Here is an 18,908-nt window from a genome sequence, read left to right as displayed (position 1 = left end):
CAGCTACCAATGAATACCGTTTTAATTAAGAATGCCAAAATTGTAAATGAAGGAACTATTTTTGAAGGCGATGTTTTGATTGAAAACGAATTTATAGTCGAAATTGCTGAAAGTATAAGTCCCAAATCACCCAATTGTAAAATTATTGATGCCGAAGGAAGCTACTTAATTCCGGGAGCTATTGATGACCAAGTCCATTTTCGTGAACCCGGTTTAACGCACAAAGGCGATATCGCTTCTGAAAGCAGGGCCGCAGTTGCCGGAGGAATTACTTCTTTTATTGAACAACCCAACACCGTACCAAATGCCGTTACTCAGGAGCTGCTGGAAGAAAAATATCAAATTGCAGCTAAGACGTCGTATGCGAATTACTCGTTTATGATGGGCGGTACCAATGATAATTTGGAGGAAGTGCTGAAAACCAATCCTAAAAATGTAGCCGGAATTAAATTATTTCTCGGTTCGTCAACGGGGAATATGTTGGTGGATAATCAGGAAGTTTTGGAGAAAATATTTTCATCTACCAAAATGCTGATTGCAGTGCATTGTGAAGATGAAGCAACGATAAAAACTAATTTAGAAAAATACAAAGTACAGTTTGGCGATGACATTCCGGTCGAATACCATCCTTTGATTCGAAGTGAAGAAGCCTGTTATTTGTCTTCCTCAAAAGCGATTGCACTGGCCCAAAAAACGGGAGCCCGATTGCATGTTTTTCATCTTTCAACTGCGAAAGAAATGGAATTGTTTACCAATAAAATTCCGTTAGAAGAAAAGCAAATTACGGCCGAAGTTTGTGTACACCATCTTTGGTTTTCGGATGAAGATTATAAAACCAAAGGCAATTTTATTAAATGGAATCCGGCAGTGAAATCAGCCAACGACCGAAATGCTCTTTGGGAAGCTTTACTTGATGACCTAATTGATGTTATTGCTACTGACCATGCTCCACATACATTAGAAGAAAAACAACAATCCTATTTGAAAGCACCATCGGGCGGACCTTTAGTGCAACATGCTGTTGTGGCTATGTTTGAAGCCCATCATCAGGGAAAAATTTCGATTGAGAAGATAGTAGAAAAAATGTGTCACAACCCGGCTAAGATTTTCAAAATTGAAAAACGCGGTTTCATCAAAGAAGGATTTTACGCTGATTTGGTCATTGTTAACACCGGTTTGCCTTGGAATGTGAAGAAAGAAAACATACTGTACAAGTGTGGTTGGTCACCCTTTGAAGGCTATAATTTTAAATCCAGAATTACGCATACTTTTGTTAATGGGGAATTGGTGTATCAAAATTTTAAAGTAAAAGAAACTCCGGTTGGAAAGCGTTTGCTTTTTGACAGATAAAAAATAGAAAGATGAAAAGAAGTCTGGTCATGGTTTGTTTGTTGTTTTCGCTCCTCAGTTGCAGTAATGGGGTTGAGAAGCCTAAAAATCTTATTGATAAAGATAAAATGGTTGACGTATTATATGACTTGTCTTTGTTGGAAGCTATCAAAACGCAGCACATTGGAGGAGGCATCAGCAACAAAAATGCGAATGAGTATATCTACAAAAAATATAAGATTGACAGTGTTCAATTAGCTCAAAGCAATAAATATTATGCTTCTGATGTTGAAGAGTATAAAAAAATATTTGAAAAAGTGAAGGCAAAGTTAGACGAGCAAAATAAAAAACTGGGGAATAGCGCTAACGGTGAAATTATTCCCTCTAATCCGGATATTCCTCAAGTGCAGTAGCTATTTTTCTTGTAACTGAATCACTTCTTTTATAACCGAATCGATGCTTTGAAATTCATAATTCAAGGCATTTTTTATTTTATCGTTGGAGATGGAATTCGATGAACTTAAAGCGTTGGCGCTGTATTTTGATAATTTTCTTTTGGTGTTGAAAAACGTTGAAGTCAGCCAGTCAAAACGCCAGGCAAGGGCCAGCATCCAGGGTTTGGCTTCTCTTTTTGGTTTTTTTACGTTTAAATTTTCGGCTATGGTAAAAATTACTTTTTGAAAGGTAAGGTTTTCGGCCACGACTGTATATCGTTCTCCGGTCACTATACTATTCATTAAGCGCATCATGATTTTTACCACATCGGTAACACTTACAAAGGCTGTGGTTCCTGTAGTGTAGAACGGAAATCCTTTTTTTACTTCAGTAAAGAATTTTCCGCTTCCTTGCTCCCAAAAACCGGCACCAAAAATTACACCCGGGTTTACAATAACCACATCTAAACCTTCCTGTTTGGCACGCCAAATTTCCATTTCGGCACCATATTTTGAAATAGCATAATCACTGTGAGGTGCTTCCGGATTCCATTCGGTTTCCTCGGTAATTTGTTTTTCGTGGGCCGCTAAATCACCCAAGGCCGCTATTGAACTTACATAACAAAGTTTCTCGATGTTGTGTGCTAAACAAAGATTAACAATATTGGCTGTGCCTTCGATGTTTGTTTTTCGCAACTTATGTTCATCTTTGGGGTCATACGAAATCAATGCCGCACAATGGTAAACATAATAGATTTCTTCAAAAGCAATTTCGAGCGAAGGAATGTCGGTGATGTCAGCCTTAATCCATTCAATTTTAGGGAATAAATGGTCTTTTTGATACAATGAAAACAGGTCCATCGTTCTTTTAATCGTATAGGCTTGGCGATAAATGGCACGAACATCTACTTCATTTTCTGCTAAATGTAACAGTAAATGTGCTCCTACTAAACCTGTACCGCCGGTGACTAATATCATAGTGCGAATTTACGAATTACGAATTACGAATTAGGAATTATTTTATGTTTTCAAGTGGGCGAAACGATTCTTTTTTAGCCCTGATAGGAGCGGCTACCGTGTAGCGCGGATAGCAGGAATAGGGATAACTGATAAATCCCAAGCCATTCGCTTCAAAAAATCTTAAATCCTTAAACCTAATTCCTAATTCTGTTTATCTTTGCGCACACCAGAAAACAGATTTCAAAATGAAGAATTTAGTAGCAGAATTGCAATGGCGTGGCTTGGTTCACGATATTATGCCCGGAACGGAGGAGCAACTTTTAAAGGAGATGACCACGACGTATATTGGGTTTGACCCTACGAGTGATTCGTTGCATATTGGGAGTTTGGTGCCGATTATTTTGTTGGTTCATTTAGAAAAGTTTGGTCACAAGCCTATTGCTTTAGTGGGTGGAGCTACCGGTATGATTGGGGATCCTTCGGGGAAATCGGATGAGAGAAATCTTTTGGATGAGGCTACTTTGGAGAAAAATGTGGCGGGAATCAAAGCGGTTCTATCTCGTTTTTTAGACTTTAATTCGACTGCTGCCAATGCTCCGATTTTGGTAAACAATTACGATTGGATGAAGGACTTTTCGTTTATCAATTTTGCTCGTGATGTGGGGAAAAGAATTACTGTAAACTACATGATGGCGAAAGATTCGGTGAAGAAAAGATTGAGTGCAGAAGGCGAAGGAATGAGTTTTACCGAGTTTACATATCAATTAATTCAAGGATACGATTTTCACCATTTGTATAAAGCACACAACTGTTTGTTGCAAATGGGCGGCTCTGATCAGTGGGGGAATATTACCACCGGAACCGAATTGGTGCGAAGAATGAATGGAGAAGGTGCCAAGGCTTTTGCGATGACTTGTCCATTAATTACCAAAGCTGATGGGTCTAAGTTTGGGAAGTCAGAAGGCGGTAATGTTTGGTTGACAGCGGATAAGACTTCGGTTTATAAGTTTTACCAATTTTGGTTGAATACCACGGATGTAGATGCGGAAAAGTACATTAAGATTTTTACGTTCTTGGATCAAAATACGATTGATGCTTTGATAACAGAGCATCAAACGGCACCTCATTTGCGGGTGTTGCAGAAAAGATTAGCCGAAGAAGTAACTACGTTTGTTCATGGAAGAGAAGAATTGGAGAAAGCGGTTTTTGCTTCGGGAGCTTTTTTTAGTCCAACGATGGAGGATTTGAAAAAACTGGATACTAAGACTTTTTTAGAAGTTTTTGAAGGGGTTCCGCAGGCTGAGGTTGCAAAGGCAGATATAGAAAATGGGTTGGATATGATAGCGGCGCTTTCGGCTAAGACTAACTTCCTAGCTTCGAATAGTGATGCGCGTCGAGAGTTGCAGCAAAATTCGATTTCACTTAATAAAGAAAAAGTGACGGCGGATTATTTGATAACAGAAAAAGACTTAATCAACAATCAGTTTGTGATGTTGCAAAAAGGAAAGAAGAATTACTATTTAATCAAAGTAATATAATAGAAAGGAGCCGCAAGGTTCCTTTTTTTATTCGCCCAAATTGAGCTCAACTTTGTTGGAGCTAAACCAGCCTTTGGTGAGGTGTTTGTCTTTCAGTATTTCTTGTATTTCTTCTTTGGTAAAATCCATCAATAGTTCTTCTGTCATTAGATTGATGTGGAGTTCTATATAATGTTTTTCTTTTTCTTCGAGATAGTATTCGATGGTGTCATTTCTGTGGTATCTATTTTTATCCCAAACAAAAACAGCTTCATAATTTTTGGTTTCTTTTGGCTCCATTTTTTGAATGTTGTTCAAGAATGTTTCTTTCTTTTCTTGGTGCAGTTGTTCCAAGGTTTTGTTTTTGATGCTCGCCATTATAGAATCCTGATATCGATTCAGCTCAGCTTCATTTTTGAAATAACTGATTGTTTTGTCACCTGTGAAGAGGGTGCTAATATCAATAGGAGTTTCGTTTTCATATACTTTATAGTATGGAAACGGCCGGAGGGAGCCGCTACCAATAGGGATGATAGTATTATTATTTAAAACAAAGGAAATTGGTTTGTCAGTCAGGTTGGAGATGTTGTAATACAACACAAATTTTCTTCTGCCGTCATCAGTATTTGTAGTTTGAATGGAGTCGATTTTTAATTCGATGGGTTTTGACTGAGCGAAAAAAGTAATCGAGAACAGTAAAAAGAATAAATTTTTCAAAGCAGAGGTTTTAATAGAAACGCAAAAAATGGGATTTTATTATAATACCATCAAGTTGCAGCCGCGTATATCAGAATTATCAAAACGGCCTAATATTTCGAAAGAATTGTTAGAGTGTTTTTTGCCTAAATCTTGCGTAGCAATAAACGAACAGGAATTGATATTTGCTAAATCAATCACGTTTACACCGCCGGTTTTCCCATAGTCAACATAAGTTAAGGCGTCTTCAGGATCACGTATCAAAACTTGCATCCATGCCGGACATTCAAATATACCTTCGCCCAGAGAGTAGGCTTGTGATAACAGTTCGGTCATGCCATATTCTGAATGAATACTAGAGACACCAAAACCTTTACAAAGGATGTTGTGTAATTCTTCGCGGATAATTTCTTTGCGCTTGCCTTTCATTCCGCCGGTTTCCATAATAATGGTATTCTTGAGTTGAAAGTTTTGTTTTTCTAGTAAGTCCAACAAGGCGTAGGTGACCCCAATCAGAATTACATTTTGACCGGAATTATCCAATTCAATAAGTTTCGAAATTAACTCGTCATGGTTGTGCAAATAAAAGCCGCTGTGTTCGTTATTGGAGAGTTCTATTAAATCTTTAACCATATAAATCAAAGAAGAACCGGTGCGCTCTAAATAGGATGGAAGCAAAGCCAAGACCGCGTAGTCTTCTATGTTTCCATAAAATGTTGAAAATGCTATTTGGTAACTTTGCTCATATAAGGAGATATCGGTTACAAGGTGCTTACTGGTAATCATTCCGGTGGTGCCACTACTGGTAAACGTTTCCTGAATTACATCTTGGTTAGCAACCACTTCATGGCTTTTGAAAAACTGAATGGGTAGGAATGGGATTTGTGCTAACGATTTGACCGTATGCTTTTCTACTTTCAGAAAATCGCAAAACTCTCGATACACCGAATTATTTTCGTATTGATAACGAAAAGTTTTCAGAGCAATTTTTTCAAATTGTTTTTGAGAAGAAATGGTAAATATGTCTTGCGAATGAATCAACGAATAGTTTTTGGCAAAAGTAATGAAAATAAAAAAGCCCTAACTTTCGTTAGAGCTTTTTGATATACTAATAAATTGATTATTTGATAACCAATTTTTTGGTAGCTGTTTTACCTTCTTCTGTGATTTTAACCACATAAACACCACCATTCAAAGCGCTAACATTGATAGCGTTGTCAGCAGTAGTTGTGTTTATAACTTGTTTTCCTAATACGTCATAAATAGTAACTGTTTTAGTTGCATTAACGGCAGTCTCGATGAATAAAACTCCATTAGAAACCGGGTTAGGGTATACTTTTAAACCAGAGATGTTGTTTTGAGCCACAGCTAATAATGTAGTAAGTGAATCAGCAACTCTTAATTCGTCGAAAATAATAGTTGGTGTAGTTGTATTACCATCTTGTCTTAAGATAAAACCTCCTAAATCAGTAATTGCAGCAGCAGGAACATTTGTTAATGTAGCAGGAGTTGCTGTTGTTAAAGTAGCTAAGTCAGGGTTAATCCATGCACTTAATGTGTTTGATGTAAAGTCATAGCCCATAACTACAAATACAACATCACCAGGATTTCTCAAAGTAGCATCGTAGTTAGTAGTTGTAGAAGCAGCGTCAAGACCTAATTGATATTGACCAGCAGTTACTTTTGAAAAAAGTCTTGCTTTATATCCTTTAGCAGGGTCTGTTAATCCGGCAAAATAAGTTTCTCCAGTTGGAGAAGTAGTTACATCAGAGATGTTAAGGATGAAAGAAGCATAGATTGCTCCTGAAGTTGTGCTTGTAAATGGAGTAAAACAGTCAATACCTGAACCTACAAATGTAACTGAGTTACCTGATGAAGTAAATCCTGGATAGGTTAAACTTCCAGCAGCACCTACGATATCATCTCCTGAATTTACATTAGTCCATTTTTGTTGTACCCCTAATGAAGCTCCAACTGCATAAGGGAAAGTTTCGCTGTATGGTAATGGATTAACTGATTTACATTCCGGTGAATTGGCACTGGCGTTTAAACTACAAGTTCCTCCTGTTACAGTAGCTGTAAAGTTGGTTGCTTCTGTAACACCAGAAATAGTAATGTTTCCGGCAGCAACAGTAGTAGGGTTGTCTCCACCAACAGTTCCTGATGAAGGAGTTACAGTGTAAGCGGCATTTCCACCACCTGTGTAAGGAATGGTTACTGTATAAGTATCAAGACCGGTAGTAAAAGCATCACACAAAGTTGTTGCTGTTCCTAAAGCTAAAGTACAAGAAGCTGAAACGCTGCTTAACTTAACATCATCTAATCTCATACCACCACTAGTTACAGGACCTGTAAATTTCAAAGAAAGTGTTGCTGAAGCGGGAATAACCCCGCCGGCAATGGTTACTAAAGTCCATGAAGTTGTTGTGTTATTTGTAAATGTTAATGGATTCCAAGTGCTTCCATCAGTAGAATATTCTACAGTCATTTGTGCGGTTGTAGTCGTGGTTAAGTAACCAAAAGACAATTGCAAATTAGCAGCAGAATAAGCAGAAGTATTCAGACCGTCAATTTGAAAATACTTTGCACCGGCTGCAGCGAAAAATACGTTACGACCGCCAGAGGCATTAGCATATCCTGTTGAAACAGTAGTTGCTCTCGTATCTGCATCACCAGTATAAACAATAGGGCTTGAATTCTGAAACGTATTAAGCGCAATAGAAAGTGTTCCAGTTGCGGTTCCCATGTTTTCAGAGTAAAACGTCTGTCCAAAAGTCACAGAAGAGATTACTAAAAGTAATAAAGAGTAGATTTTTTTCATTTTTTTAAATTTAATTAGCCTACAAATATAATCACAAATTTTCTTTGCAGAAAAAAAGAATGTAAAAAAATGATTAAATAAAAGTTAAAAACCGAAACTTTAACTATCTAACTATTAGTTTTCTAGTGGCAGTGGTATCGCCTTCGGTAATTTTGATGATATATACTCCCGGTGGAATGGAAGCAATATTGAGTTCTCTTGAAGAAGTAGTGGTTTGCCACACTTTTTTGCCTAATACATCAAAAATTATAATTTCTTTGTCTAAACTGGTTTTTGAGGTAATGTATATTTTACCATTAGTAACCGGATTTGGATAAAAACCTAACGCATCATTCCCTTGTTGTTTTCCGTCTTGGGCAAAGCCGGCAAGAGAAAACAAACAGAAAAGGAAAGTGATATAAAAGTATTTTTTAGCCATGATGTATATTTGGTTATTACAAATGTATAAAATTATTTCAAATACTGTACCAAAAAAATCCCTCAATTGTGGTTGAGGGATTAATTTAACATTTTTTAAAAAATCTAAGGTACTAAGTTAGTTCCGCTTACGGTTGCCCAAGCACCCGGAGAAAGGGTTGCCCCAGTGGCAGTAGTGTTTGCGGAATATTTCCCTTCTGGAAAAGTCACGATTATAGATGAAGTTGCTCCGGCAATATTTTGTGATGTATTGGTGATTTTTAGGTTTGTCAGTTTTATTTTTCCACCGGTTACTTGGTTTGTATTGGTGTCAACATCCTGAATTTTTACTGCTGCTCCAAGAAAAGTAGTTGCGCCTTCAGTATACGATCCATAGCCATCAATAACTACATTGTTGAAATCGCCGTTACCATTCTTCTTAAATTGAATAGCATCTACTTGTACGTCTCCTGCTGCTTCTGGTGTACAACCTGCCGCTCTTTTTAAAGTAATATTAGTGAATTTAGGATAGAAATCGTTGTTGTTGGCAGAAGCTTCAATTTCAATTCCAAAATTTCCTTTAGTTTCCTGATAAGCATACCAGTTCGTGTTGTTTTGACCTTGCCAACCATCTTGCCAGTCAAAAGCATCGTCATAATTTCCATAAGAAATAGCATTGGTTAAACTTACGGTCCCTCCATAAAATTCAAATCCGTCATCAGCTCCTTTATAAGAAACCAAATGATCTAAAACTGTTCCTGAACCTACAGAATAAAATGAAAATCCGTTTAGTTCTTTGGTTCCGTCAGCCAATTTTTTCCGGCATATTCCACTCGAACATAGTTCAAACTTCCTCCGTTGTGTGTCGCGTTGGTTCCGCCATAGGGTAATGACATACCGTCTTCAGAAGTAGCTGTTGATACTCCGCCTAAAGCTTTGATAGGAGCATCACCATACATGATGATACCTCCCCAAGAGCCGGGAATTTTAGAAACTTCAGTAAATACTACCGGAGCAGATTCTGTTCCGTTAATGATTAATTTTCCGCCGTTTTCTACCAATAAAGCATTATCGCCGTTTATTTTATCACATGTAATGGTACTTCCGGCATCAAAAGTTAAAGTAACTCCGGCTTTTACTTTCACAATTCCTTTTAAAGTATAGTTACCGTACTCGAAAGTTTTGTTTGCGGTAATGTCTCCCGAAATTTCTCCCGTTTGTGGTATGATTACAGTGTCACTTTCATTATCACTTGAACATCCTGTGAAAATCGTGCTTAGAATGGCTAAGCTTAAGATTAATTTTTTCATTGTTTTTTGTTTTAAGTTGTACTTAGTTATATTGTTGAGCAAATATCTTTTTTAATCTTTTTTTTGGGGTTAAATGAACGTCATCAAATGGTTATTCCAAATTCATTTTTAGGTAAAGAAAAAGTAATCAAAGTAACTTCTAGTGTTAACAAAAAAGCAACGAATACCGCTGCTTTTACTTATAATCTGATTAGAAGGTATAACCCAAGCTAAACGAAAATCCTACTCCTTTTTTATAATCCTGTATGATTCTTGAGTTTTCAATAAAAGTGTCTTTACTGTTCTTGCCCAATTCTAATTTTGTAGCTGGATTTAAGATATTATCTGCAGATAGTTTCAAATCAAAATGTTCCGAAATTTTACTGGTCCAAACAATATCCAGTTTGCTTACCGGTAATTCGTAAATGTGGTCAATTCGGGCTGTTCCGACACTGTAAATTCGTTTGCCGAAAACGGAATACACTGCTGATATAGTATTCGACCAGTTTTTATTGAGATCAAATTGGTATTTCAAATCCGAGTTAATTAACCATTTTGAGGCTCCCTGCAATTCTCGGTTCTTATGCGTTTCCAAACTTTGACTTGGTCCCGAAGGTCCCACAGCTATATCCGGAACACTTACCTTAGTTTGCATAATCGAAGTGTTGAAGCCCCATGAAAAATCTTTTAAGGATGATGAAACTCTCGATAAATCTAAAATCACTTCGGCCTCAACTCCATATAAAGTAGCTTTATCCGAATTCAAAAAAGATAAAATTGTCGCTCCCGGATTGGCAATAAAAGTACGTTCAATAGGTTTGTCAATACTTTTTCCGAATAAACCAACGGCAAACATTTCCTTAGCCGTCGGGAACACTTCATATTTAACATCCACATTGATGTTTTTACTGTTTTCCAAATTTTGATTTCCTTGGTAAACAGTGCCGTCAGGATTTACAATTGAAATCGGGAAAGCTTCCATCACTACAGGCTTAGTATAGGTTAAGGACGAGGCAAAACGAAGATTAGATTTGTCGTTCAGGCTGTATTTCGCATTAACTGATGGCAAAAAGTAAGTTTCTTTGCTTTTTACTTTCTTATAGTTTTGATCCCAACTGCCAATTCCTTTAAACTTGGTCAAACGGTCGTAGTTTTCAAAACGGATTCCGGCATTGATGTCAAACTTCTCAGAAAATTTATAAAACAAATTAGCATATCCGGCATTAATGGTTTCTTCTAATTTGGCCTTCCAGTTGGCATTACTCGATTCCTGAAAAGAAATTTCATAATCCAATAAATCAGCTGTGATTTGGCTGTCAACCTCAAACGGATTAATGACAATATTCGAATTGCCACTGAAGTTTTTAATGGTTTGTATAAAGCGATATTTAGACACCGTAAAATTGTGATTGCCATTATACCCAACCGACACTTTATGGTCTTTTCCAAATTTGAAATTGTATTCTAAAAAGGCCGAAGTAAATATTTTGCTGTTGATGTCAAGGTATTGTCTCAAGAAGTTATTCCCGCCGTAACTGGTGTTGATTTCGGTTTCAGAAACTTGTGAACCGGTATAAGAATTTCTATCGGGTTGGTTGTACGCTGTTTTGGCCAAAGATACTCCGCCTTTTACACTGTGGTTTTTGTCAGAAGTCAATTGATACTCCCCAAACAATTGTCCGTTCAAATAATCTGATTCGTCTAACTGATTGGTTCGGATTAAGAAATTAGTAACATCCTTTTGATTGTTCTGATAACCCAATTGATCCTGAATCTGACTATCAGTCGATTTCAAATACAATAAAGTTGAGGATAAGTTCAATCGGTCCGTGCTATAATTTAAACCAATGATAGTGGAAATATTGGTCTTATAATCGTAAGTGGTTTTCTGAAAATTATTGGAGTATTCAATAGAGTTTCCGGGTTGCAGGGTTCTGTCTGCTCCGGTTCTGAACTGATAGGAATTGTCAAAATTCAATGAAAGCAAATAACTGAATTTAGCGTCTTTGATAGTGAACTTCTCGGCATGCAAAAATCCAATGCTGGTATTCAACGGACTTGTACTTTTCTCAATTTCAAAACCATTTTTAAAAGCATTAACCGCAGCGTTAGTACTCAAAGTTACCGGCGGATAAGGTTTAGTGCCAAAAGCCGAGGGCAAATCACGGTCGCTACCATTAAATCCAAAGAACCCTTTGGTAGTGTTGGTACTGGTTGACGAATAAAAATCGCTTAGGTTGTTGTTGGTGGTAAAACCTGCGCCAATAGTTACTTTAGTAATGCTCTTCGTTGGTTTAGTCAAAGTCACTAAGTTGAAAGTAGCTCCGGCAAAGTCGCCATAAATGTTGGGATTAAATGTTTTGTAGGTTTCAATAATACTCACCACATCGGTCGGTATCAAATCCAACGGAATGATCTTCTTAAACGGATTGTTGGAAGGTACCGCCAAATTGTTAATCAATAAATTATTATAACGGTCTTCCAAACCTCGGACGAATAAACCACGTGAACCTACTTTGGTAATACCGGTAATTTTGGTCAATCCTTCTTCCACATCGCTAACCCCTTTTCGCGACATTTCCTGAGCCCCAATGCTTTGTTTCATTTCTACTGCTTTTTTCTGGTCCAAAAGCAAGGCGGTTTCTTTTTCGCGGCTGGTGGTGTTTTGAATCACTACATCTTGTAACTGATAGCTTCCCGAACCCAATGCTTTATTTAGCGTAATGGTTTCTCCGGCTTTTACTTCTATTTTTTCTTCGATATTTTCATAACCCAAAAAACTGAATTGGATAGTATAGGTTCCGGCTTCAACGCTTATCGAATACTTTCCGGTTTCATTGGTCACAACTGCTATCGGCGTTCCTTTTATAACCACATTGGCAAACGGCAACGGTTCATTATTGAGTTCTTTATCGGTTAATGTTCCGGTAACAGTGCCTTTACTTTGGGCAAAACCAATAACATTCAGGAATAAAAAAGTAACAATTAATTTAAATTTCATTTCAGTGTTGTTTAATTTTGGTGCAAAGAAACCACCACTGTGTAAAGGTCATGTTACTCCATTATTACCATTTTGTTCGATAACTATTACCAAATTGTTAACATATTAAATTACCGTTAACTCGGGTTTCGTTTTGTACAAGCATTTTGTATTATCTTTACATTTACATCCACAAAAACAAGTGTGTCCGTTATGAAAAAAAAAGACATTAAGATTTTATTGGTAGATGATGAACAGGATATCCTGGAAATTGTGGGGTATAATCTTTCCCAAGAAGGCTATCAGATTGTGACCGCCACCAATGGTAAAGAAGCCATTGTCAAAGCCAAAAAAGAACTGCCACAACTCATTATTATGGATGTAATGATGCCCGAAATGGACGGCATGGAAGCCTGCGAAAACATTAGAAAATTACCCGAATTGAGTAATGTTATCATAACGTTTCTAACGGCAAGAAGCGAAGACTATTCCCAAGTGGCCGGTTTTGACGCCGGTGCTGATGATTATATCACAAAACCCATCAAACCCAAATTATTGGTAAGCAAAGTAAAAGCCTTATTGCGTCGTTTAAAGAGTGACGAAAGTACTTCAGAAACACTAAACGTGGGGGGCATAGAAATCAACAGAGAAGAATATAAAATCATCAAGGAAGGCGTAGAAATTGTACTTCCGAGAAAAGAATTTGAGTTGTTCTATCTCTTGGCTTCCAAACCGGGAAAAGTATTCAAACGCGAAGAAATTTTAGATAAAGTCTGGGGCAACGAAGTTATCGTTGGCGGAAGAACGATTGATGTACATATTCGTAAATTGCGCGAAAAAATAGGCGAAGATTTATTTAAAACCATCAAAGGTGTTGGTTACAAACTGGAAGTATAAATGAAAATTAAATTCAAGAAAACATATACGTTTGCGGTAGTTTCGACTTCTTATATTACCCTTTTTGCTACCGGTTTTCTTGGATTATTGCTTTGGTTTTTTCATGAATTTTCATGGCCAATCCTATTGGTTTTCGCCCTATCCATGGCAGTATTTTCTTTTTTTGTGATTCAATACCGGGTAGAACGATTCATTTACCGTAGGGTGAAAAAGATTTATGATGACGTTTCTCTCCTGGAATCTACTTCTTTCAGAAACCAACCCATAACCACTGACATGGCAACGTTAACCAAACAAGTTAAAAAGTTTGCTACGGATAAGAAAATGGAAATCGAAACCCTCAAAGTGCGTGAAGAATACCGCCGGGAGTTTTTGGGCAATGTTTCCCACGAATTGAAAACCCCTTTGTTTACGGTTCAAGGTTACCTTTCTACTTTGCTTGATGGGGCGATGAATGATAAAAATGTCCGCAAAAAGTATTTAGAGCGTGCCGAAAAAGGCGTAGAACGATTAATCTACATAGTGGAAGATTTGGACATGATTTCAAAATTGGAAATCGGCGACGTAAACCTCGAATTGTCTAAGTTCAATATCGTGGAATTGATTCAGAATGTCTTTGATTTATTGGAAATGAAAGCCGATAAAAAGAATATCATTCTTATGTTCGACCGTAAGTATAACAAACCGATAAAGGTATTTGCCGATCAGGAAAAGATTCAGCAGGTACTGACCAATTTGGTGATGAACTCCATCAAATACGGCAAAGAAAACGGCACGACCGAAGTGACGATTGAAGATTTAGTTAACGACAAAATTATCGTCCGATTCCGCGATAACGGCGAAGGCATCGAGAAGCAATACATTCCTCGTTTGTTTGAACGCTTTTTCAGAGTGGATAAAAGCGGGGCGCGAAGTGAAGGAGGGTCAGGTTTAGGATTGTCCATTGTTAAGCACATCATAGAGGCGCACGGCGAAAAAATTTATGTAGAAAGTGAATTCGGGAAAGGGTCTGAGTTTTCATTCACGCTCGAAAAGTATAAATAACTCCTCCCAGTTTACATCTTTTCGGAGTTGCGGTAAACCATTAAACAGTTCTACCTGAAGCAAGTTTTCAATTTTAAAATCATCTTGTTTGGCATAAGGCACAAACCCATCTTGCTTTAATTTTTTAGCCAAATATTCTTGTTCAAATTGTCCCGGCGTTGGGATAAAAAAGGCTTTTTTCTTTAGTTTAGCCAAATCCATCACGGTAGTATAACCCGAGCGGCACAGTACCACTTTACTTTTGTTAAAAGTTCTTTCCACTTCTTCAGAAGTCATAAAATTGTAGTAAACCACATTGCGCTTTCGTTCCTTTTTTTGATTCGCTTCAATAATCCCCTGAATGAAAACTACTTTGCCTTTGAACGTTTTGATCTCGGTCTTTAATTTTTGTTCCAAAATGGTACGCTGAGGTTCGGGCCCCGAAAGGATAATCATCAAATCATAGATTTCTTTCAGTTCTTTTTTCTCCAAGCGACTCAAAGGACCTATGTACTTTACGGTTTGTTTTTTGTTTTTCCAATGCCCCATTTTGCCAGTTAAGTTAGGCTCTTCTTCAATGTCAGGAACCCAACATTCTTTGAATTTCTTGATAAAGTGTTGGTGCAGTTTACTCGAAATCCAAGTAGTATCTCCCGAAAGCACATTCAATTGATGGGTAATAATTACGCTTGGAATTTTTTTGTTGTGAACCCCCAACCGATTATCCGAAATGATGCCTTGGAGGTTGTGTTCGCCAATCAAATTTTTGACTACCTTTTTTTCGGTGAAGATGGCCGTAATCATTTTGGGACTGTTTTTAATCAGTTTCCATTTAAAGTCATCTTCGTTCTGGGCATATTCAATATCGTAAGACGGTAATTCTAAAGAAAGCAAATGAGGAAACTCTTTTTGCAGCATTCGCAACGCACCGCCATCGGAAGCAATTATCGGAGTAAAACCATTTTTTTCCAACTCCCTTATAATAGGAATACAACGGGTGGCATGGCCTAACCCCCAGTTCAAAGGCGCAACGAGTATGTTTCTGTTTACAGTTTCCAAGTGTTGAAGTTACTCATTATTTGTTCAGCAAGATAAAAAAGATTTCTGATAGTTTATAATTCGTTAATTTTGCCACAAAAATTAAGTTTGTGGGAAGTAAGAATAAATTAAAACGATTTAAGGAAAACGAGACTTTTGAAAACGTTTTCCAACCAACAAGAGAAGAAGTAGTAGGTGGGCAGTTTCCGCTTAAAGGCAAATGGAGCAGTGATTTTTTTAAGAACAACAATCCCATCATTATTGAGCTGGGTTGCGGTAAAGGCGAATATTCAGTAGGTTTGGCCGAACGCTATCCGGATAAAAACTTTGTGGGTATCGATATCAAAGGAGCCCGTTTTTGGCGTGGTGCTAAGACCGCGGTCGATTCAGGAATGCACAATGTGGCGTTTGTTCGTACCCAAATCGAATTGATTCACTTCATTTTTGCCGAAAACGAAGTGGATGAAATCTGGATTACGTTTCCCGACCCGCAAATCAAATACAAACGCACCAAACACCGCATGACCAACTCAGAGTTCCTGCAGTTGTACAAAAAAATCCTAAAACCGGACGGCGTGGTCAACCTAAAAACCGACAGCGAATTCATGCACGGCTATACCTTAGGTTTATTACACGGCGAAGGACACGAAGTGCTCTATGCCAATCACAATGTCTACAAAAACGAAGGCGCTCCGGAGGTGGTAACCGCTATCCAAACCTTCTACGAAAAACAATATTTGGAAATCAACAAAGCAATTACGTATATTCGTTTCAAAATCAAATAGATGACCTACTTTTTGCCACTTGTACTGGGCTTTTGCATTGCTTTTTTGGCGGTTATCCTTCCGGGGTTAATCAACATGACAGCAGCCAAAATCAGTTTGCAGGAAGGCAAAAGCCAGGCGTTGAGTTTTGCCATAGGCGCTTCGGTAGTCGTGTTTTTTCAAACGTTTATTGCTGTACTTTTTGCTCGGTTTATCAGCAACCATCAGGAAATCGTAACCACCCTGCAAGAAATTGGCATCTTAGTTTTTTCGTTGCTCAGTGTTTACTTCTTCTGGGTAGCCAAAAAGCCCAAAAAGCCCAAAACCAACTTAAAGATAAAAGGAAAATCCAATCGTTTCTTTTTCGGAATGCTATTGTCAACACTCAACTTGCTGCCCATTCCATTCTACGTTTTTGCCAGCATGGGATTATCGGCGGCAGGGTACTTCAGTTTTGACACTCTTCCCGTTTCTTTTTTTGTTACCGGAGTGGTACTGGGCTCGTTTACTGTTTTCTACATCTACATCGTGGCCTTTAAAAAGATTGAAAAGAAAACCGAATTCATGATGAAAAACATCAACACCATTATCGGTTCGGTAACAACTTTTATGGCGGTGGTGACTTTACTCAAATTGCTTTACAAGTAAATACCATGGAAGCTAATTTCTTTGAAAGAGTCTACGCCATAGCCCGACAAATTCCCGAAGGCAAAGTAACTTCCTACGGCGCTATTGCCAAAGCACTCGGCACGGCTCGTTCTGCCCGAATGGTCGGTTGGGCCATGAATGCCTGTCACGGTAGGGATGATGTTCCGGCTCACCGAGTAGTCAATCGCATTGGCGTGCTTTCCGGGAAACATCATTTTGACGGCACCAACTTAATGCAGCAATTACTCGAAAACGAAGGCATTGAAGTGGTCGATAATCAAATCGTCAATTTCGATAAACACTTTTGGACTCCTGAGGTGAGCCAATAGCAACCTTTTTTGGGGTTGTCCTTATCTTTTTTTAAATACTTCCTGCTCACTTTTTGTACTGATGCTGATGAGTTTCTCAAAAGATGTACATCTTTTGTGTAAAACATGTACATCTTTTAGGCGAAACATGTACATCTTTTGCCAAGGTCGTCCTGACAATTTTTTTTAAGCAACAGGATGACTTCTTTTTTCGATATGGAGAAACCGTTTTTACACTCAAGAAAACCCCTTATTTGATTATCAATATTTTCAATCCAATATCGATTATTTCTTTGTAAATCGTATTATCTTTGCAATCTAAAATCAGTTTAAATAAACATAACAAAATAACCACAGTTAGTTAGTGGTCAACCCATAAGATGAAATTAGATAGAAAAGAAATCCTTTCCGCTCTGGAAACGATTACCATAGCCGGCGAAGGAAAAAATATGGTAGAAAGCGGTGCCGTGAAAAACGTACTGACTTTTGGCAACGAAGTAGTAGTAGATTTACTCATCTCTACTCCGGCCATGCACATTAAAAAACGTGCCGAAGACGATATCAAAAAGTTAATCCACGAAAAATTCTCCCCAGATGCTGTGGTGAAAGTAAATATCAAAGTGGAAGCTCCGGCTAATAATCCAAACGAAATTAAAGGCAAAGCCATTCCGGGCATCAGCAATATTATTGCCGTAGCTTCAGGAAAAGGAGGGGTTGGAAAGTCAACCGTTACGGCTAATTTAGCAGTGACTTTGGCCAAAATGGGATTTAAAGTAGGGGTGCTTGATGCCGATATTTACGGTCCTTCGATGCCGATTATGTTTGATGTAGAAAATGAAAAACCCATCTCGATTGAAGTAGACGGCAAGTCAAAGATGAAGCCTATCGAAAGCTACGAAATCAAATTGCTTTCCATCGGGTTCTTTACTTCTCCGAGTCAGGCTGTGATTTGGCGTGGTCCTATGGCTTCCAAAGCGTTAAACCAAATGATATTTGATGCCGATTGGGGTCAGTTAGATTTTATGTTAATCGACTTACCTCCGGGAACTGGGGATATTCATCTTTCTATCATGCAGTCGTTACCTATCACGGGAGCGGTAGTGGTAAGTACACCACAAGCTGTAGCCTTGGCCGATGCTAAAAAAGGAGTATCCATGTTTATGTCGGATAGCATCAATGTTCCGGTATTAGGAATCATCGAAAATATGGCTTACTTCACCCCTGAAGAATTGCCTAACAATAAATATTACATCTTCGGAAAAGAAGGAGCTAAGAACCTGGCAGCCGATTTACAAGTGCCGTTTTTGGGCGAAGTACCTTTAGTACAAAGCATTCGTGAAGCTGGTGATTACGGTCGCCCGGCAGCCTTACAAACCGCCTCAGTCATTGAAACGGTTTTTGAAGAAATCACCCGAAACGTTGTACAGGAAACGGTAAACCGAAACGAAAGTTTACCCCCAACCGAAGCTATCAAAATAACCACCATGGCAGGATGTTCTGCTGTTAAAGGTAAATAATCATGACAAACGAAGAATTGACTTTAAATATCGAAAGAGCCTTAGACGAAATCAGACCCTTTCTGAATTCAGACGGCGGTGATATCAGTTTGGTTGCCATTGAAGATGCAAAGCATGTCAAAGTACGCCTTCAGGGAGCTTGTACATCGTGCAGTTTGAGTATCAGTACCATGAAAGCCGGAGTGGAGACTACTATTAAAAAGTATGCACCACAAATAGAAACTGTAGAGAACATCGCTTAGTTTTAATGATAAAAATCATATTATTTGATTCGAGGTTTGCCAATCTTTG

At 38.1% G+C, this 18,908-nt stretch carries 19 protein-coding genes; 10 read left to right on the top strand and 9 right to left on the bottom strand.

The genetic code is table 11. The features are described 5' to 3' along the window. Window positions 1-9 precede the first annotated feature (9 nt). Window positions 10-1,350 carry a dihydroorotase gene (locus GUU89_RS03205; RefSeq protein ID WP_162126570.1) on the top strand — a complete coding sequence of 447 codons (1,341 nt, stop codon included), beginning with the start codon at window positions 10-12 and terminating at the stop codon, window positions 1,348-1,350. Between the two features lie 11 nt (window positions 1,351-1,361). Further along, window positions 1,362-1,742 carry a DUF4296 domain-containing protein gene (locus tag GUU89_RS03200; RefSeq protein WP_162126569.1) on the top strand — a complete coding sequence of 127 codons (381 nt, stop codon included), beginning with the start codon at window positions 1,362-1,364 and terminating at the stop codon, window positions 1,740-1,742. Here GUU89_RS03200 and GUU89_RS03195 read toward each other — a convergent pair whose 3' ends face one another. Continuing rightward, window positions 1,743-2,741, bottom strand: a complete 999-nt coding sequence (locus GUU89_RS03195; RefSeq protein ID WP_162126568.1) for an NAD-dependent epimerase/dehydratase family protein — start codon at window positions 2,739-2,741, stop codon at window positions 1,743-1,745. A 227-nt stretch (window positions 2,742-2,968) separates the two neighbouring features. Here GUU89_RS03195 and tyrS point away from each other — a divergent pair, with 227 nt between their 5' ends. Beyond that, window positions 2,969-4,261 (top strand): tyrosine--tRNA ligase, encoded by a 1,293-nt coding sequence (gene tyrS / locus GUU89_RS03190; RefSeq protein ID WP_162126567.1) that lies wholly within the window; start codon window positions 2,969-2,971, stop codon window positions 4,259-4,261. A gap of 27 nt (window positions 4,262-4,288) precedes the next feature. Here tyrS and GUU89_RS03185 read toward each other — a convergent pair whose 3' ends face one another. The 7 genes from GUU89_RS03185 to GUU89_RS03160 all read right to left on the bottom strand — a co-directional run bounded on the left by GUU89_RS03185 (window position 4,289) and on the right by GUU89_RS03160 (window position 12,443). Beyond that, a complete protein-coding gene (locus GUU89_RS03185) occupies window positions 4,289-4,957 on the bottom strand; it encodes a hypothetical protein (protein ID WP_162126566.1) in 669 nt (222 codons plus the stop codon). Between the two features lie 39 nt (window positions 4,958-4,996). Next, window positions 4,997-5,977: a LuxE/PaaK family acyltransferase gene (locus tag GUU89_RS03180; RefSeq protein WP_162126565.1), complete on the bottom strand. Its 981-nt coding sequence runs from the start codon at window positions 5,975-5,977 to the stop codon at window positions 4,997-4,999. Window positions 5,978-6,056: 79 nt separating this feature from the next. Next, entirely contained in the window at window positions 6,057-7,757 is a 1,701-nt protein-coding gene (locus GUU89_RS03175) for a T9SS type A sorting domain-containing protein (protein ID WP_162126564.1), read from the bottom strand. Window positions 7,758-7,860: 103 nt separating this feature from the next. Next, on the bottom strand, window positions 7,861-8,175 hold the full coding sequence (locus GUU89_RS03170) for a T9SS type A sorting domain-containing protein (RefSeq protein WP_162126563.1): 315 nt from the start codon (window positions 8,173-8,175) through the stop codon (window positions 7,861-7,863). Between the two features lie 104 nt (window positions 8,176-8,279). After that, complete coding sequence (locus GUU89_RS14930; RefSeq protein WP_235921955.1) at window positions 8,280-8,966, bottom strand: hypothetical protein; 687 nt, start codon at window positions 8,964-8,966, stop codon at window positions 8,280-8,282. Next, window positions 8,942-9,463, bottom strand: a complete 522-nt coding sequence (locus GUU89_RS14925) for a hypothetical protein (protein WP_235921953.1) — start codon at window positions 9,461-9,463, stop codon at window positions 8,942-8,944. Before GUU89_RS14925 ends, GUU89_RS14930 begins: the two co-directional genes overlap by 25 nt. 190 nt (window positions 9,464-9,653) lie before the next feature. Beyond that, complete coding sequence (locus tag GUU89_RS03160) at window positions 9,654-12,443, bottom strand: TonB-dependent receptor (RefSeq protein ID WP_162126562.1); 2,790 nt, start codon at window positions 12,441-12,443, stop codon at window positions 9,654-9,656. Between the two features lie 192 nt (window positions 12,444-12,635). Here GUU89_RS03160 and GUU89_RS03155 point away from each other — a divergent pair, with 192 nt between their 5' ends. Both GUU89_RS03155 and GUU89_RS03150 read left to right on the top strand, forming a co-directional pair. Then, window positions 12,636-13,319, top strand: a complete 684-nt coding sequence (locus GUU89_RS03155) for a response regulator transcription factor (RefSeq protein WP_162126561.1) — start codon at window positions 12,636-12,638, stop codon at window positions 13,317-13,319. Then, entirely contained in the window at window positions 13,320-14,363 is a 1,044-nt protein-coding gene (locus GUU89_RS03150) for a sensor histidine kinase (RefSeq protein WP_162126560.1), read from the top strand. It abuts the gene before it with no gap. Here the strand turns inward: GUU89_RS03150 and GUU89_RS03145 are convergent. Next, window positions 14,337-15,401, bottom strand: a complete 1,065-nt coding sequence (locus tag GUU89_RS03145; RefSeq protein WP_162126559.1) for a glycosyltransferase — start codon at window positions 15,399-15,401, stop codon at window positions 14,337-14,339. The two genes, GUU89_RS03150 and GUU89_RS03145, sit on opposite strands and share 27 nt — an antisense overlap. Before the next feature lie 89 nt (window positions 15,402-15,490). Between GUU89_RS03145 and trmB the strand changes: the two genes are divergently transcribed. The 5 genes from trmB (at window position 15,491) to GUU89_RS03120 (ending at window position 18,859) form a co-directional block, all read left to right on the top strand. After that, complete coding sequence (gene trmB, locus GUU89_RS03140) at window positions 15,491-16,165, top strand: tRNA (guanosine(46)-N7)-methyltransferase TrmB (protein WP_162126558.1); 675 nt, start codon at window positions 15,491-15,493, stop codon at window positions 16,163-16,165. Then, complete coding sequence (locus GUU89_RS03135) at window positions 16,166-16,792, top strand: lysine transporter LysE (protein WP_162126557.1); 627 nt, start codon at window positions 16,166-16,168, stop codon at window positions 16,790-16,792. Between the two features lie 5 nt (window positions 16,793-16,797). Beyond that, entirely contained in the window at window positions 16,798-17,121 is a 324-nt protein-coding gene (locus GUU89_RS03130) for an MGMT family protein (RefSeq protein ID WP_162126556.1), read from the top strand. 359 nt (window positions 17,122-17,480) lie between these two features. Then, a complete protein-coding gene (locus tag GUU89_RS03125) occupies window positions 17,481-18,617 on the top strand; it encodes an Mrp/NBP35 family ATP-binding protein (protein ID WP_162126555.1) in 1,137 nt (378 codons plus the stop codon). A 2-nt stretch (window positions 18,618-18,619) separates the two neighbouring features. Next, on the top strand, window positions 18,620-18,859 hold the full coding sequence (locus tag GUU89_RS03120; protein ID WP_162126554.1) for a NifU family protein: 240 nt from the start codon (window positions 18,620-18,622) through the stop codon (window positions 18,857-18,859). The last annotated feature ends 49 nt before the right edge of the window (window positions 18,860-18,908 follow it).

Source organism: Flavobacterium phycosphaerae, assembly GCF_010119235.1.
Classification (GTDB): Bacteria; Bacteroidota; Bacteroidia; order Flavobacteriales; family Flavobacteriaceae; genus Flavobacterium; species Flavobacterium phycosphaerae.
Note: the sequence above shows the minus strand (reverse complement) of the source record. Positions and strands in the feature narration are given on the sequence as shown.